At 70.9% G+C, this 15,192-nt stretch carries 11 protein-coding genes; 2 read left to right on the plus strand and 9 right to left on the minus strand.

The window, feature by feature from the left end; genetic code table 11:
* Positions 1-144: 144 nt before the first annotated feature.
* Positions 145-2,169 carry a thioredoxin domain-containing protein gene (locus ACWGIG_RS01745; protein WP_453319475.1) on the plus strand — a complete coding sequence of 675 codons (2,025 nt, stop codon included), beginning with the start codon at positions 145-147 and terminating at the stop codon, positions 2,167-2,169.
* A gap of 450 nt (positions 2,170-2,619) precedes the next feature.
* Here ACWGIG_RS01745 and ACWGIG_RS01750 read toward each other — a convergent pair whose 3' ends face one another.
* From ACWGIG_RS01750 to trhA, 3 genes are all read right to left on the minus strand, one after another.
* A complete protein-coding gene (locus tag ACWGIG_RS01750; RefSeq protein ID WP_453319476.1) occupies positions 2,620-3,990 on the minus strand; it encodes a glycosyltransferase in 1,371 nt (456 codons plus the stop codon).
* A gap of 642 nt (positions 3,991-4,632) precedes the next feature.
* Positions 4,633-5,280 carry a TetR/AcrR family transcriptional regulator gene (locus ACWGIG_RS01755; protein WP_453319477.1) on the minus strand — a complete coding sequence of 216 codons (648 nt, stop codon included), beginning with the start codon at positions 5,278-5,280 and terminating at the stop codon, positions 4,633-4,635.
* A 353-nt stretch (positions 5,281-5,633) separates the two neighbouring features.
* On the minus strand, positions 5,634-6,314 hold the full coding sequence (trhA, locus tag ACWGIG_RS01760) for a PAQR family membrane homeostasis protein TrhA (RefSeq protein ID WP_453319478.1): 681 nt from the start codon (positions 6,312-6,314) through the stop codon (positions 5,634-5,636).
* 286 nt (positions 6,315-6,600) lie between these two features.
* On the opposite strand from trhA, the gene ACWGIG_RS01765 reads away from it, so the two are divergent.
* Positions 6,601-8,436: a phosphoenolpyruvate carboxykinase (GTP) gene (locus ACWGIG_RS01765; RefSeq protein WP_453319479.1), complete on the plus strand. Its 1,836-nt coding sequence runs from the start codon at positions 6,601-6,603 to the stop codon at positions 8,434-8,436.
* Between the two features lie 290 nt (positions 8,437-8,726).
* Here the strand turns inward: ACWGIG_RS01765 and ACWGIG_RS01770 are convergent, their stop codons facing one another.
* From ACWGIG_RS01770 to ACWGIG_RS01795, 6 genes are all read right to left on the minus strand, one after another.
* On the minus strand, positions 8,727-9,347 hold the full coding sequence (locus ACWGIG_RS01770; RefSeq protein WP_453319480.1) for a hypothetical protein: 621 nt from the start codon (positions 9,345-9,347) through the stop codon (positions 8,727-8,729).
* Positions 9,334-10,902, minus strand: coding sequence for a substrate-binding domain-containing protein (locus ACWGIG_RS01775; RefSeq protein ID WP_453319481.1), 1,569 nt, complete (start codon positions 10,900-10,902; stop codon positions 9,334-9,336). Before ACWGIG_RS01775 ends, ACWGIG_RS01770 begins: the two co-directional genes overlap by 14 nt.
* On the minus strand, positions 10,899-12,068 hold the full coding sequence (locus ACWGIG_RS01780) for a toxic anion resistance protein (RefSeq protein WP_453319482.1): 1,170 nt from the start codon (positions 12,066-12,068) through the stop codon (positions 10,899-10,901). The genes ACWGIG_RS01775 and ACWGIG_RS01780 overlap by 4 nt, the downstream gene beginning before the upstream one ends.
* A complete protein-coding gene (locus tag ACWGIG_RS01785) occupies positions 12,065-13,177 on the minus strand; it encodes a hypothetical protein (protein WP_453319483.1) in 1,113 nt (370 codons plus the stop codon). The genes ACWGIG_RS01780 and ACWGIG_RS01785 overlap by 4 nt, the downstream gene beginning before the upstream one ends.
* A gap of 128 nt (positions 13,178-13,305) precedes the next feature.
* Positions 13,306-13,704, minus strand: coding sequence for an SCO4983 family protein (locus ACWGIG_RS01790; RefSeq protein ID WP_453319484.1), 399 nt, complete (start codon positions 13,702-13,704; stop codon positions 13,306-13,308).
* Positions 13,705-13,791: 87 nt separating this feature from the next.
* The gene (locus ACWGIG_RS01795) at positions 13,792-15,003 is read right to left on the minus strand and encodes a pyridoxal phosphate-dependent aminotransferase (RefSeq protein ID WP_453319485.1); all 1,212 of its coding nucleotides are present in this window, start codon (positions 15,001-15,003) and stop codon (positions 13,792-13,794) included.
* Positions 15,004-15,192 lie beyond the last annotated feature (189 nt).

Consider the following 15,192-nt stretch of genomic DNA (forward strand, 5'->3'; position numbering starts at 1 on the left):
GCAGCGATGTCCGGACGCGGCGGGGAGGTCGTGGCCCCGCTGTGGGACGCCCGGATGGGTCAAGTGTCCTGCTTGACGGGCCAGGACGCGAGGGAGCGAGGGCGTTGAGGGCCGAAGCGGCCGGTGTCGTGCAGGATGGTGGGTATGCCGAATCGCCTGGCCCACGAGACGTCCCCCTACCTCCTGCAGCACGCCGACAACCCGGTCGACTGGTGGCCGTGGTCGCCGGAGGCCTTCGAGGAGGCGCGGCGGCGGGGGGTGCCGGTGCTGCTGAGTGTGGGGTACAGCAGTTGCCATTGGTGCCATGTCATGGCGCACGAGTCCTTCGAGGACGAGGCGACCGCCGCCGTCATGAACGAGCACTTCGTGTCGGTGAAGGTGGACCGCGAGGAGCGCCCCGACGTCGACGCCGTCTACATGGAGGCCGTGCAGGCTGCCACCGGGCAGGGCGGCTGGCCGATGACCGTCTTCCTCACCCCGGACGCGCAGCCCTTCTACTTCGGTACGTACTTCCCGCCCGAGCCGAAGCACGGCATGCCGTCGTTCCCGCAGGTCCTGGACGGGGTGCGGGCCGCGTGGACGGACCGGCGGGCGGAGGTCGACGAGGTCGCGGGGAAGATCGTCAAGGACCTGGGCGAGCGGTCGCTGGCCTTCGACTCGCCCGAGATGCCCGGCGAGGAGGATCTGGCGACGGCCCTGCTCGGGCTGACCCGCGAGTACGACGCGCGGCACGGGGGCTTCGGAGGGGCGCCGAAGTTTCCGCCGTCGATGGTGCTGGAGTTCCTGCTGCGCCACGCGGCGCGCACCGGCTCCGAGGGGGCGCTGCAGATGGCGTCCGACTCGTGCGAGGCGATGGCCCGCGGCGGCATCTACGACCAGCTGGGCGGCGGCTTCGCCCGCTACTCGGTGGACCGGGAGTGGATCGTCCCGCACTTCGAGAAGATGCTGTCCGACAACGCACTGTTGTGCCGGGTGTACGCGCACCTGTGGCGTGCCACCGGATCGGACCTGGCCCGGCGGGTCGCGCTGGAGACCGCCGACTTCCTCGTCGCCGAACTCCGCACCAACGAGGGCGGGTTCGCGTCCGCGCTGGACGCGGACAGTGAGGACGGGAGCGGGAAGCACGTCGAGGGCGCGTACTACGTCTGGACGCCGGAGCAGCTCCGCGAGGTGCTGGGCGAGTCCGACGCGGCGCTGGCGGCGGCGTACTTCGGGGTGACCGAGGAAGGCACCTTCGAGGAGGGTTCGTCCGTCCTCCAACTCCCGCAGGGGGACGGCGTGGTGGCCGACGCCGCCCGTGTCGACGACATCCGGGAGCGTCTCCTCGCGGCCCGCGCCCAGCGCCCCGCTCCGGGCCGGGACGACAAGATCGTCGCGTCCTGGAACGGCCTCGCGATCGCCGCCCTGGCCGAAGTCGGCGCGTACTTCGACCGCCCGGACCTGATCGAGCGGGCGACGGAGGCCGCGGACCTTCTCGTACGTGTGCACATGGACGACGCGGCGCGGCTGGCCCGTACGTCCCGTGACGGTCAAGTGGGCGCGAACGCCGGTGTGTTGGAGGACTACGCGAACGTCGCGGAAGGCTTCCTCGCCCTCGCGTCGGTGACGGGGGAGGGGGCGTGGCTCGACTTCGCGGGCTTCCTCCTCGACCACGTACTGATGCGGTTCGTGGGGGAGGGCGGTGCGCTGTACGACACGGCGCACGACGCGGAGAAGCTGATCCGCAGGCCGCAGGACCCGACGGACAACGCGGCCCCTTCGGGCTGGACGGCGGCGGCGGGCGCACTGCTGTCGTACGCGGCACACACGGGCTCCGAGGCGCACCGGGAGGCGGCGGAGGGAGCGCTGGGCGTGGTCAAGGCCCTGGGCTCGCGGGCCCCGCGCTTCATCGGCTGGGGCCTGGCGGTGGCGGAGGCGGCGCTGGACGGGCCGCGGGAGGTGGCGGTGGTGGGGGACCCGGCGGATGCCGACGCGCGGGCGTTGTGGCGGGCGGCGCTGCAGGGGACGGCACCCGGCCTGGTGGTGGCGTTCGGCGCACCGGGAAGCGAGGAGTTCCCGCTGCTGGCCGGGCGGCCGGGGGCGGGGGCGTACGTCTGCCGCCGGTTCGTGTGCGCGGCGCCGACGGGGGAGGTGGGGGTGCTGGTGGAACAGGTGGGCGGACGCCTCTAGACCGCCGGTCCACCTCCGCCTGCCGGCCTGCCCCCATCGCCTGCCTGAACTCTTCGGCTGTCCGGCATCTTCAGCCCGTCGGGCATCTTCAGCCCGTCCGGCGTTTGAGGACGCGCGGCGCAGCCGTGCACCGGGCGCAGCCCGGGACCCCGGCCCCCACCGGCGCGAGCCGTGAACCGTCTCTGCCCCGCGGCGAGCGGTTTAGGTGGAGGGGCGGGGAGGGGCCATCCCGCGAAGCGGCCCACCGGTCCGCACCGGTGCGTGTGCCGGAGTAAGGGGCGGGGCTCCGCGTGGGGGCCGCCCCCTTGCCCACCCGTTCCGCCCCCCGGGGGCGGCCCCGCTGCCCAAGAGGGCTCGGGGGCTATGGGGCTAGGGGTGGGCGGGCGGTGGGTGGCGGGCGGCGATAGCCGCCCGTTGGGGGGTGGCGTCGTCGCCCGCCGGGGACCTGCCTCAGCCCGTTCGGTTCGGTACTCGTTCCGGGACCCGGCCCGGGAGCCCGGTGCGGGCTGCCCTGCGGCGTCGGTAGAGCCAGCGGTCCACGACCAGGAAGCGGCCCGCGAACACGATCACCATGCTGAGTGCCGTCGCCGGAACCGGTGCCAGGGACGCCGTCGTGACGAGCAGTGCGGCGAGCGGGATGCGGGCCAGCAGGTCCGCGTTGCCGACCACCGCGAAGCTCAACAGCCGGGCGGGCAGCCGCCGTTCACCCCGCTGGGTGCGGTAGAGGAAGGCATCGACGAGGAGGAAGTTCCAGAGCAGCCCTGCCTGGTTGGCGATGATCTCGGCGGGGGCGTAGTGGATGCCGCCGGGGCCGTTCAGCACCCACAGCAGTGCCAGGTTCGGTACGAAGCCGGACAGGCCGATCAGGCCGAAGACGACCATCCGGGCCCGGGGGTCCGACGTCCGCAGCGTCACCAGGTGGCGCAGGAAGCGCAGCCCCTCCGCCACCGTCGACTTCGACTCGCCCGCATGCCGTTCCCCGAACGCGTACGGCACCTCTGCGATGCCGCGCGGCCGGCACCGTACCGCCAACTCCAGCAGGATCTTGTACCCGAGGGGCTGCAAGCCGCCCCCGGCCGGAGGGCCGGCCGCCGCCGGAGGTGCGCCCTCCGCCGGAGAGCCACCTGCCTTCGCAGTGCCGGCCGCCTTCGCGGTGCCGTCCACCCCCGGAAGGGCGTCCACCACCGCGGCGCCGTTCCCCGCCGGAAGGGCGTCCACCGCCGCGGTGCCGTCCGCCGTCGGAGCACCGCCCCCCGCCGAACCGCCCGCCCGCTCCACCGCTTCCCGCCGGATCGCGAAGAACCCGCTCATCGGGTCGCTCAGTCCGCGCAGTGCCCGCGGGAACAGTGACTTCGTCAGCAGTGTCGACGCCCCGGACACCGCCAGCCGGTACCCGCCCGCGAGCCCCGACCGGCTGCCGCCCGCCGCGTACCGGCTCGCGACGACCAGCTCGGCGCCGCTCGACTCTCCCCGGGCTATCAACTCCGGCACCAGCTCCGGAGGATGCTGGAGATCCGCGTCGATCACGACGATCCACGGGGCGCGGGCCCGCCCGATGCCCTCGACGACCGCCCCGCCGAGCCCTGCGGTCGGTACCTCGCGGTGGTGCAGCACCACGGTCAACGGGCAGGTGATCGCCGCCTGTTCGACCACTTCACAGGTGTCGTCGGTCGAGTCGTCCGCGAAGATCACCTCGGCGGTGAGGGGTGAGTTCGCGAAGGCCGCCACGAGCCTTCGTAGTAACTCCCCTACGTTTCCTGCCTCGTTGAACGTCGGTACGACGATGGAAAGATCCACGGGAGCAGCTGGCTCCGAGGTCACCGGGCCTCCTGGGGCTGGTCGTTGCCGACACCCACGGGTGCGCCGGGTGAAGGAGTGAGGGAGAGAGGGGGAGTGCGGGAGGTGAGGGGAGTGCGGGGGGCGAGGGGAGTGCAGGAGACGGGGGAAGTGCGGGAGATGGGGCGGAATCCACGAATTGCCCCTCCTCCCTCTCGGGCCGTTCCCACGGTTCGGCCCTTGCCCGTTCGGGAAGCTAGCAGGTCGCTCAAATCGTCGGCAATGACTTCACGTATAAGCGAAATACGAATGGATCTTCATCGCTTGTGGAATGAATGGTTCTTCTTATGCGGTAGGCCTCGATGTGTCATATTGCGGTGGTATGTCAGGGTTGGGTGAGCGCTCCTGGGTGCCGAGGGTCAGGGAGGCGCGGGCGTGCGAGGGGGCTTCGTGGGCAATGGCGTGCCGCGCCCGGGTGCTCAACCGGACAGAACGGGCGGGGATTCGCTTTCCGTCACCGTCGTATCCATGTCGCCCGTGCTGGAATTCGGGCCGCTGGAAAAGCGGACGGGGTCCGTTTTCCGATTGTTCCGGCGAGATTTATTCGGGGCCGCACCGCTATTGATTCCCGCAGGGCGCCTGTGCGGCGTGACGAGGGGGTCTCGCCCGTGGACGTGACGAGGGGGCTCACCCGTCGATACGGGTGAGACCCCCCTCGAAGGTCCGCAGCATCCGGTCGATCAGCTCCACCAGGTCGTCCCGCTGCCCGCGCTCCGCCCAGTACAGCGTCGTCTCCAGCACGGCCGCGAGCAGCCCGGTCGCGAAGATCCGCACCTCCAGCTCGCCGGCGTCCCGCCCGGTGCGCTCGGCGATCACCCGGCACAGCATCCGGCTGGTGACGCTCACGCTCTCCACCATCCGGGCCCGTACCGCGGGCACCTCCAGCATCAGCCGGGTGCGCAGCAGCACCTCGTCCGGCGCATCGTCGAGGGAGCGGCGCATGGCCGCCGTCACCACGGCCCGTACGGATTCGAGGAGCGGCTCCCCGGGCGGGCGCTTCCGCAGGGCGCCCTCCATCACCGGGTCGTACTCGTCGGTGAGGACGATGTCCTCCTTCACCGGGAAGTACCGGAGCACGGTGCTCGGCGAGACGTCCGCCTCCGCGGCGATCTGCTCGACGGTCGTGGCGTCCCAGCCCTGGGTGGAAACCAGCCGGAAGGTGGCCCGGCGGATCTGGAGACGCGTCTTGATCTTTTTGCGTTCGCGCAGGCCGGGGCGGGTGTCGGGGGTGCTGGGGGAGGTGCGGGGCGCGGCCATGGCGCCATTGTCTGCCATCTTCGCGCACCTTTGACGGCCGATCGATTGTCAGTGCGGGGTGTCACGATGTGTAGTGGGTACTCGAACTGTCCGTGAAAAGACGACAGATGTGCGGAGTGGTAGAGGGAAGGGGAGGCATGAGAAGAGTCGTGAATGCGGCGACCGCGCTGGTGGCGGTCCTGTGCGTGCTGGGTTTCCTGGTCTGGGGAGCGGGGGCGGTGCTCGCGGTGGTGCTGGTCTTCGTCGCGGTGCTGGCATGGCAAGTGGCCGCGGCTTCGAGGCCACGGCCACAGCACAGAGCGGGTGCGGGTGCGGGTGTAGGTGCAGGTGCAGGTTCGGGTGAGCGGCGCGATACCGGTGCCGGTACGGCCTCAGGCCGAATAGGCCACCAGCGAGATGCCCACGTAGTGCGCGACGAAGGCCGCGAGAGTGAGGGAGTGGAAGACCTCGTGGAAGCCGAACCACCGCGGTGACGGGTTGGGGCGCTTGAGGCCGTAGATCACGCCGCCCGCGCTGTAGAGCAGCCCGCCGACGACGACCAGGACCAGCACGGCGATGCCGCCGGCCCGCATGAAGTCGGGCAGGAAGAAGACGGCGGCCCACCCCATCGCGATGTAGCAGGGGGTGTACAGCCAGCGCGGGGCGCCGACCCAGAAGACCCGGAAGGCGATGCCGGCCAGTGCCGCCCCCCAGACCGCCCACAGCAGGGTCCGGCCGGTCGACTCGGGGAGCAGCAGCATGGTCAGCGGGGTGTAGGTGCCCGCGATGATCAGGAAGATGTTCGCGTGGTCGAGGCGGCGCAGGACGGCTTCGCCGCGCGGGCCCCAGGTGCCCCGGTGGTAGACGGCGCTCACGCCGAAGAGCATGCACGCGGTCAGTACGAAGATGCTGCACGAGACGCGGGCGCGGGTGGAGTCGGCGAGCACGATCAGCACGATGCCGGAGATCAGTACGGCGGGGAACATGCCGGCGTGCAGCCAGCCGCGCAATCTGGGCTTGACCGGTGGCGGGTCGATCTCGGTGACCTGGGCGGGCACGGCATGCGACGTCATGCCTCGAATGCTACCTACGGTTCCGTAAGTTCTGACTGTGGCCAAGGGTCGTCTTCGTCACGGAGCGCGGGAGCGGTCGGGAGTGGCCGGGGGTGGCCGGGGGTGGCCGGGGTGGCCGGGAGTGGTGATGCTCACGTGTGCGGCCCTCTGGACATATGGGCGGAGTACCCGGATGATCAAATGAGTGCGGTCGGCACCGGATGAGCGCCAGAGGGACCATGTGAAGCATCCGGGTCGCAGCCCCCACGGGGCAACAAACCACAAAACCCCTCAACAAGGAGCAATCGTGGCGCGCGACATCGCGGCTCCCACCACCGTCCCGACCAACCACCAGGAGCTCGTCTCCTGGGTCGACGAGATCGCAGCCCTCACCGAGCCCGACCGGATCGTCTGGTGCGACGGTTCCGAGGCCGAGTACGAGCGGCTCTGTGCGGAACTCGTCGCCAAGGGCACGTTCAAGAAGCTCGACGAGACCAAGCGCCCGAACTCCTACTACGCCGCCTCCGACCCGTCCGACGTCGCCCGCGTGGAGGACCGCACCTTCATCTGCTCCGAGAAGGAGCAGGACGCGGGCCCGACGAACCACTGGAAGGCCCCCGCCGAGATGCGGGAGCTGTTCCAGGGCAAGGAAGGCAACGGCGGCATCTTCCGCGGCTCGATGCGTGGCCGCACGATGTACGTCGTCCCGTTCTGCATGGGCCCGGTCGGTTCGCCGCTGTCCGCGATCGGTGTCGAGATCACCGACTCGGCGTACGTCGCCGTCTCGATGCGCACGATGACCCGGATGGGTCAGGCCGTGCTGGACGAGCTGGGCACGGACGGCTTCTTCGTGAAGGCCGTGCACACCCTGGGTGCCCCCCTCCAGGAGGGCGAGGCCGACGTCCCGTGGCCCTGCAACACCACCAAGTACATCTCGCACTTCCCCGAGGACCGCGAGATCTGGTCCTACGGCTCGGGCTACGGCGGCAACGCCCTGCTCGGCAAGAAGTGCTACGCCCTGCGCATCGCGTCCGTCATGGCCCGCGACGAGGGCTGGCTCGCCGAGCACATGCTGATCCTGAAGCTCACGCCCCCGCAGGGAGAGTCGAAGTACGTCGCGGCTGCCTTCCCCTCCGCGTGCGGCAAGACCAACCTCGCCATGCTGGAGCCCACGATCTCCGGCTGGACCGTCGAGACCATCGGCGACGACATCGCCTGGATGCGGTTCGGTGAGGACGGCCAGCTGTACGCGATCAACCCGGAGGCCGGCTTCTTCGGCGTCGCGCCCGGCACCGGCGAGCACACCAACGCCAACGCCATGAAGACCATGTGGGGCAATTCGGTCTTCACGAATGTCGCGCTGACGGACGACAACGACGTGTGGTGGGAGGGGATGACGGAGGAGGCTCCGGCGCACCTCACGGACTGGAAGGGCAACGACTGGACCCCCGAGTCCGGTACGCCCGCCGCCCACCCGAACGCCCGCTTCACCGTCCCGGCCGGCCAGTGCCCGATCATCGCGCCCGAGTGGGAGGACCCCAAGGGCGTGCCGATCTCGGCGATCCTCTTCGGTGGCCGCCGCGCGACCGCGGTGCCGCTGGTCACGGAGTCGTTCAACTGGCAGCACGGCGTCTTCCTCGGTGCGAATGTCGCGAGCGAGAAGACCGCCGCCGCCGAGGGCAAGGTCGGCGAGCTGCGCCGCGACCCGTTCGCCATGCTGCCGTTCTGCGGCTACAACATGGGCGACTACATGGGCCACTGGGTGAAGGTCGGTGCCGACAAGCCCGACCAGTCCAAGCTCCCGAAGATCTACTACGTGAACTGGTTCCGCAAGAACGACGCGGGCAAGTTCGTGTGGCCCGGCTTCGGCGAGAACAGCCGCGTCCTGAAGTGGATCGTGGAGCGCCTGGAGGGCAAGGCCGAGGGCGTCGAGACGCCGATCGGCATCCTGCCCGCGAAGGGCTCCCTGGACACGGACGGGCTGGACCTCTCCGAGGCCGACCTCGACTTCCTGCTCACCGTGGACAAGGAGGTGTGGCGCGAGGAGGCAGCCCTGGTCCCCGAGCACCTCAACACCTTCGGTGACCACGCGCCGAAGGAGCTTTGGGACGAGTACCGGGCGCTGGTCAAGCGCCTGGGCTGAGTCCCGCCCCCCCAGACGTGTCGGAGCCGGCCTGTTCCCCGGCTCCGGCCAGCCCCACCCCCTCCCTCCGGGTGCACGAACACCCGGGGGGAGGTGAGTGGGGGCCGCTCTCGGATCGTCACGACACCGCCCTGACCTGTGGGATCACCGGGACGAGCAGCGGAGACACCGGCCCCCGAAGCCCCCTCACGGCTTCGGGGGCCGGCGTATTTTTCCGGCGTGGCGGCGGCCGGTGGCGGTAGTGGTGGCGGTGGTGATGGCAGTGGCAGTGGCAGTGGCGGTGGCGGTGGTTAGTTCCCGCGGCGTTCCCTCAGGTAGTGGGTCAGCGACTCCTGACGCTGCGCCTCCGCGTCCTGCAGTGCCGCGGCCATGGCGGTCAACTGCTCGTGGATCAGGCCGAGTTGATGCTCCAACTGCCGCTCCGGAGGTTCGTTTCCCGGGGCGAAGCGGGTCCACCAGCGGGCTCGTACGTACGTGTCGATCGCTTCGGGTACGTCCTCGCGGACCGACCGCGTCAGGGTGTGGAAGGAGTCCGGGTCCGAGGACCACTCCCCGTGTCCGACCAGGGCCGCCAGCAGTGCGTCCAGTTCGGTCAGCCTTCCGGTGGCCGCCGGGGGGAGCTGGACCGAGGCCACGTACTGCTGGAGTCGTGCGAAGTCCCCGCGCAGGACGTCCAGTTGCTCGGCCGCGTCCGGGAAGTGCGGTGCGGCGACGCGTTCGGGCGGGGCGATCAGCGCTCCCGCCCCGTACAGGCCGGCGACGACCAGCGGCCAGTACGCCCCGGCCGCACCCGTGAAGGTGAGGGCGAGGCCCGCGAGTCCGCCCGCGCATCCGGCCAGGTTCTTCCGGGACTCCGCGAAGCGCAGAACCCCCCGGCCGGTCCCCCTGCCGCGCGCCCTACTGGTAGCCACGGATCTCCTCGAAGGCCCGGTCCAGCGAGCCCTGCTTGGCGTCGAAGAGCTGCCCGCCCGTGAGGGACGCGATGTGCTCCAGCTCCCCCTTGCTGGCGTCTCCGAACAGCACGGGGAAGACGGGTGTGCCGCGCCGGTCGGGGGGCAGCGCCGAGTAGAAGGCGTCGAAGTCGCCGGCCGAGTCGCCCTCGGTGTTCTTGCCGTCCGTCATCAGCACGATGCTGGTGAAGGCGGCGCCGGGCGGTCCGAGACGTTCGTACGCCTCGCGCAGGCTGCTGTAGATCGCGGTCCCGCCGTGCGTCTCCAGCGCTGCCGCGTCCGCCCGGATCGCGTCGAGCGCCGCGGCGGGCCGGGCCGGGTCGACGGTGTGCCGCACGATCTTCCTGACCTCCGAGCCGAACGGCATCAGCGTCACCTCCTCCCGGTCCCTGAAGCGCTGCCCCACGGGGGAGTCGGCCGTCCCCGTCATCCGGCCGAGCGCGTCCTTGAGCTGCTGCAGCCGCGCGCCCGCCATCGACCCGGACGTGTCGAGGACGTACACGGTGCGCGAAGGCCGCCGCAGTACGTTCTCGTACGAGGCGAGCAGCCCGTCCGCGACGGACCGCGACCCGGGGAACGGCAGCTCGCGCCGCGCGGAGGCCCCGGACGCGGGCGGCACGCCGACGACCGGCCGCCGGAAGGTCTGCGCGGCGAGGGACTTCTGCACGTCCGCCCGGCGCAGGTACCCGGTCAGCTTCGTCCCGTCCTCCTTCGCCCGCGCCGAGGCCGAGGCCAGCAGCGAGAAGGGGTAGTCGGCGGTGACCACACCGTCCCGCGGGCGGATCACGGTGAGTCCCGACCGCCTGTCCCGGTTCATGGTCAGCAGTACGGACTCGTAGTTGATCAGTGCGTCGACGCGGCTGCGCCGGGTGTACGCGTCGGCCAGCCAACCGGATGACCCGGAGGTCAGCTCCTGTCCGACGAAGAACTCCTTGAGCCGGGGCGTGACCTTCCTGATGTCCGCGTCGGTGAGTGCGCCCTGCGCCTTCGACAGCCCCGACGCGACCGAGACCAGCGCCGCGAAACCGGAGTTGGACCGCACCGGGTCGGTCATTCCGTACGTCAGCTTCCCGGCCGCGACGGCCCGGTGCACATCGGTCCAGCCGACGCCGTCGGCCGTCCAGCCCAGCCGCCCCAGCTCCGCCGTCCGCACCCCGATCGCGACCGGGGAGGTCATGACGGACGTCTCGGACGTCAGCTTCCCGGCGGCCTCGGGCCGCAGCCGCAGGTAGTCGTTGGACGACAGCCAGACCGCGTCGTACGCCCCGTCGGCCTTCCCCGACGCGACCTGCTCGACGGCGTCGAGGGTCCCGGCCCAGGTGGCCCGCACCTCGACCCCCGTGTCCTTCCTGGCCTGTTCGAGTACGGGCGCCAGGTCGGACAGCTCGCTCGAAGCGAGCACCCGCAGCGTCCCGGTCCGGTACGCGCCGTCGTCGCGCGGCGGCTCCCCGCCGCCCGCGCACCCGGCCAGCACCGCGCACAGGGCCAGTGCCCCCACCACTGCGCGTCCTCTCATCCCGGGCCTCCCTCGGACGCCCGGCTGCGCTCCAAGTAGCCGCCGGCTGCCGCGAGTTCCCCCGACAGCGACTCCACCGTCGTCGCCATCGCCTCCGTCGCCTGCGCCTTGTACGTGTCGATGGCGTCCAGCGTCGAGAAGATCTGCCGGAACGCGACCCGCAGCGTCTCCGGGTCCACCGCCGGGTCGGCGGCGATCTGCTGGATCTCGCCGCTCTGCGTGGCGAGCATCTGCGCGTTGGCCCGGATCAGCTCTTCCGTCGTGCCGCGCAGGGCGTTGACCTGCCCGATGACCTTCTTCTGGTTCTCCAGCGCGGACGCCAGCATCACCCCGATGCGCAGTGCGGTCACGGTCGTGGTGGCGGCGCGCTCGACGCCCTTGATCAGCTGCTCGTTGTTGCGCCGCACGACGTCCATGGCCAGATAGCCCTGTGCGCAGACGGCCAGTTGCGTCAGCAGGTCCTGGTGCTTCTGCCGTACGGGGAAGAGCACGTCGGCCCGCAGCGCGTCGGCCTGCGCCGGGTCGGTGCCCTCGGCGGCGGTCACCCGCTGCTCGACCGCCTCGTCCAGCGCCGCGGTCAGTACCGCGTACTCCTGGAGCTTGCCCATGGTGTCCCAGAGTCGGGCCCGCTCGGTGTGCAGGGCGGCGTTGTCGCGCCGCAGCTCGTCCTGCCCGCCGCGCAGCGAACCCACGATCCGGTTCAACGTCCCCTGCGAGGAGGCGTACTTGGCGAGGTGGTCCCGGAACCGGTTGCCGCCGGGCAGCTTGCCGAGCAGTCGCCGGGCGCCCCGCCCCGGAGTGTCCCGGGGGTCCAGGTCCTCGACGGTGCGCCGGAGCTCGACCAGCGACGAACCCACCCGCGACTGGGCGTCCTCGCCCTCGCTCGTCAGCGACCGCACGGTCCGCTCCAGCATCCGGTTCGACTGCTGGGCCGCGCCCCGGATCTCCCCGCCGCCCAGTGCGGCGATCTCGCCGATCCGGGTGGCGAACTCCGGGGAGCGGGCGTCGAGCCCGGCGAGCGAGTCCACGTACGCGGCGGCCCGCCGCGCCATCTCCTCCCGTACCGCCGCGTCCACCGGAAGCAGCCCGGCGGCCTGCTCGGCCCGCACCGGCGCCACGGCCTCCGGCGGCGTCAGTACCAGTGGTGTTTCCTGCGAAGTGGTCATGAAGATCCCCCCTGTGCGCGCCGCGCCAGCGCGTGCAGCACCGCGGAGGTGGGCACGGGTGCCTGGCGGACACCGGTCAGCGTCCTGTTCAGATACGAGGCGTACGGCGCGGTGGCCGCCGTGAAGTCACCCGGAGCGCCCTGCGGCCGGAACCCGTGCCGCACCGCGAGGGCCCGCAGCCGGGCGTCCTTCACCAGCAGCTCCCCGAGCTCCCGGCCGGGTCCGGTGACCGGGACCACCGTGTGGTCACTGCTCACGGTCGTGTCCGGGTAGAGCACCACCAGGTCTCCCGCCGCCTGCTTCTGCATCAGCAGCGAGGCCACCTGCGACTCGTACACCAGCACCAGCGGATTGCCCACCCCGCTGACGAAGTCCCGGAACGGCGCGTCACTGCTGGTCTGCTGCGCGCCCTGTACGGCGACGAGCTTGCGCAGCAGCGGTGCGGTGCGCCCCACCGCCGCGTCCCCGTCCGCGACCCGCCCGCCGTCGGCGACGTACGAGGCGGCGGCCAGATACAGCGCGCCGGAGCTGGAGGACCCGGGGTCGGTGGTCGAGACGAAGACCGCCCCGCCCAACTCGCCGTGCTTCTCGGCCCCCTTGAGCTGCTGCCAGGTGCGGTCCGCCCCGGCCGCGGCGAGGAACTCCTTCATCCGCAGCGTCCCGGAGTGTGTGCCGCGCAGCGTCACGAGACCGGCGTCGGCGAGCACCCGTGCCGCGTTGCTGTGCGCGACGACGACCAGCGGCGAGTAGAACGGCCGCAGCGGACCGCCTGCACCGCCGGTCTTCTTCCGCAGCTCGTCGGCCGGGGCCCTGCTCGAAGGGAAGACGAAGTCGTATCCCTTCAGGGGTAGTTGCTCCATGGCCCAGGACCCGGACGTCTCCGCCCGTACGGTGTATCCCTTGGCAGCAAGGGCCTTCACCACCTCCGGATCGGCGAAGAACTCGGCCTTCTCCGATCCGATCACTCCTCGCACGGTCTTCGTTGCCGTGCCTGTGCCCTGTTCTTCACGGCCCGCCACGACGGCAACTGCCACACCGCCGATCAGCAGCACCGCCAGGACGATTCCCAGGATGCGTCTCACAGGTGCAGAGTGCTCCCGGAAACCCACGTTCCGGGCGGAGTTGGATGAACGCGGGGTGTACGTCCCATCCCGGTACGCAACCGGAACTCAAGCCGCCGGTACGGCAGTTGGTGGCACCCGGTCCACGGGCCTCCGCGGCCGTGGACCGGGGCCGATCAGAGGCCGGCCGGGGCGACCGGGCCGGCGGATGCCGCCGCGGTGTGCGCGTCCATGCGCTCGGCGGCGAGGATCGCGGCGGCGGTGTCCGCGCGCGAGGCGGCGACCACCAGGGCGCGGCCCGCGAGGGTGTGCGCGCGGCGGTGCAGGGTGGCGGGGGCCTCGCGGCGGTGTCCGGCGTGCCGGGCGGGCGGGGCGCCGCGCAGCCGTGCGACCTGTACGGCGATGCGGTCGGCGGCCACGGCGAGCCCGAGCTCGTCGGTGACCGCGAGCAGTGCGGACAGGTGTCCGGCGAGCTGGATGTCCAGCTCCTCCTCGCGCGAGCGGTGCGGGAAGCGGGGGTCGGCGTCGGAGTCGGCCATGGTGTGGACCGACTTGTTGCGGATCGGTTCGTACATGACGGGATGGCCTCCTGCGTCGAGCGTCAGGAGACCATCCTAGCTTAGATCCAGTCTAAAGTTGACCGGAGTAGAGCGAGCGTGGTGTCAGTGTTGTCCGTAGCCGTCGAGGAAGTTGCCGATCCTCGTCACCGCGTCCGCCAGGTCCTCCGTGTTCGGCAGCGTCACGATGCGGAAGTGGTCCGGCTCCGGCCAGTTGAAGCCCGTACCGTGCACCACCATGATCTTCTCGGCCCGCAGCAGGTCGAGGACCATCTGCCGGTCGTCCTTGATCTTGTAGACGTTCGGGTCGAGCCGCGGGAAGAGGTACAGGGCGCCCTTCGGCTTCACGCACGTCACGCCGGGGATCTGCGTCAGCAGGTCGTACGCCGTGTTCCGCTGCTCCAGGATCCGCCCGCCCGGCAGCACCAGGTCCTCGATGGACTGCCGGCCGCCGAGTGCGGTGGCCACCGCGTGCTGCGACGGCATGTTGGCGCACAGCCGCATGTTGGCGAGGATCGTCAGCCCTTCGATGTACGACGAGGCGTGGGCCTTCGGGCCGCACACCGCCATCCAGCCGCTCCGGAAACCCGCCACCCGGTAGTTCTTGGAGAGCCCGTTGAAGGTGAGGACCATCAGGTCGGGGGCGATCGCGGCGGTCGGGGTGTGCGTGGCGCCGTCGTACAGGATCCGGTCGTAGATCTCGTCCGAGCACACGATGAGGTTGTGCCGGCGGGCGATCTCGGTCAGCCCTCGCAGCATCTCGTCGTCGTACACCGCACCCGTCGGATTGTTCGGGTTGATGATGACGATCGCCTTGGTGCGGTCGGTGATCTTCCGCTCGATGTCCGCGAGGTCGGGCATCCAGTCGGCCTGCTCGTCGCACCGGTAGTGCACGGCGGTGCCGCCCGCGAGCGAGACGGACGCGGTCCACAGCGGATAGTCGGGCGCCGGGACGAGCACCTCGTCGCCGTCGTCGAGCAGTGCCTGCATCGACATCTGGATCAGCTCGGAGACGCCGTTGCCAAGGTAAACGTCCTCGACGTCGAGGTCGATCCCCTTGGTCTGGTAGTGCTGCATCACCGCCCGCCGCGCGGACAGCAGCCCCTTCGCGTCCCCGTACCCGTGCGCACTGCCGAGGTTGCGGAGCATGTCCTCCAGGATCTCGGGCGGGCACTCGAACCCGAAGGCCGCCGGGTTCCCGGTGTTCAGCTTGAGAATGCGGTGTCCGGCCGCCTCAAGACGCATCGCCTCCTCAAGCACCGGTCCCCGGATTTCGTAACAGACGTTGGCGAGTTTCGTTGACTGGATCACCTGCATGACGGCGAGCTTACGGCCGGGTAAAGCATGCTGCGCGTGATTATGCCCCGGCCGCCCGCGGGAGTGCGCAGCCGCGGCCCGCCGTGTCTTCCATCGCAAAGCGCGCACCCGTCACGGCCCGCCCAAACGCAAGGCGGGCCCGCCCGGGGGTTAAGAAACCGCCGGACGGGCCCTCTCCTGGTGTCCTAC

The organism is Streptomyces sp. NPDC054863 (assembly GCF_053610825.1).

What these genes read in the sequence shown, in the direction of transcription:
- ACWGIG_RS01795 (WP_453319485.1), bottom strand. Translation starts at nt 15,003, where the DNA reads ATGCAGGTGATCCAGTCAACGAAACTCGCCAACGTCTGTTACGAAATC.
- ACWGIG_RS01775 (WP_453319481.1), bottom strand. Translation starts at nt 10,902, where the DNA reads ATGAGAGGACGCGCAGTGGTGGGGGCACTGGCCCTGTGCGCGGTGCTG.
- ACWGIG_RS01780 (WP_453319482.1), bottom strand. Translation starts at nt 12,068, where the DNA reads ATGACCACTTCGCAGGAAACACCACTGGTACTGACGCCGCCGGAGGCC.
- trhA (WP_453319478.1), bottom strand. Translation starts at nt 6,314, where the DNA reads ATGACGTCGCATGCCGTGCCCGCCCAGGTCACCGAGATCGACCCGCCA.
- ACWGIG_RS01790 (WP_453319484.1), bottom strand. Translation starts at nt 13,704, where the DNA reads ATGTACGAACCGATCCGCAACAAGTCGGTCCACACCATGGCCGACTCC.
- ACWGIG_RS01745 (WP_453319475.1), top strand. Translation starts at nt 145, where the DNA reads ATGCCGAATCGCCTGGCCCACGAGACGTCCCCCTACCTCCTGCAGCAC.
- ACWGIG_RS01755 (WP_453319477.1), bottom strand. Translation starts at nt 5,280, where the DNA reads ATGGCAGACAATGGCGCCATGGCCGCGCCCCGCACCTCCCCCAGCACC.